1 protein-coding gene is annotated in these 904 nt (G+C 44.0%); it reads left to right on the top strand.

The window, feature by feature from the left end; all coding sequences use genetic code 11:
* Positions 1-490: 490 nt before the first annotated feature.
* A partial coding sequence (locus tag R7R24_RS25450; RefSeq protein WP_318119885.1) for an FGGY family carbohydrate kinase occupies positions 491-904 on the top strand: 414 nt, incomplete at its 3' end.

Here is a 904-nt window from a genome sequence, read left to right as displayed (position 1 = left end):
TCACGAGGTAACCAAGTCTGACGTTATCGTCATTGGAGCCAAAAAAAGCGTTAGCAGAGGCACTGAGCATTGTCATGCCAGATAGGGCAGCGATTGTGAGTAGTTTTTTTAATTTCATTGTTATCCATCCACTGGTAGAGGTGAGTGTTCGCTGTACATATTTGTGCATCCTTGACCATTTGTTAGTGATAAAAATCACAGCGGAAAAATGTAGCAATTTTGTCCATTCATTTAGCTACAGAGGCTATGAAGCAGCTCTCAATTGTGCGACTAGCAACTTTCAAATATCGCTAAAACCCCCAACGCAAACGTTAATCATGGTCGAGAACACTTAATTTTTGAGCAATATATAAAGGTGTTAAAAAGGACACAAAAAACACCCAGTGACGTTTTTGTCCATAAACTTAGCAACCCTATTTATGGGATAACCCACCTGCTCTGGCTATAACAACAAGTAGATTTAGTTTGCTGACCAAAAGTTGGAGTTGTCATGGACACAATAAATACACATCAGCAGCATGTAATTGGTTTGGACTTCGGATCGGACTCCGTACGTGCGCTTATTGTTAATGCCGAAACAGGCCAGGAAGTTTCCTCGTCTGTGGTGTACTACTCACGATGGATGAAGGGGCTCTATTGCCAACCTGCGCAATCGCAATTCAGACATCACCCGCAAGATTATTTGGATGCAATGACCAGCGCAATCCAAGAGGTACTGGCTACAATGCCACGGACTCTGGCCGATTCTGTTGTCGGCATAGGCGTCGACACAACAGGCTCAACCCCAGCTCCAATAGATGAAAACGGCACTGTTTTAGCGCTGCTTCCTGAGTTTGAGCACAACCCAAATGCAATGTTCGTCCTCTGGAAAGATCACACATCCGTAGCCAAAGCAGATCGAATT

Source organism: Vibrio sp. 704 (genome assembly GCF_033339295.1).
This window is presented reverse-complemented; position numbering and strand designations above follow the sequence as displayed.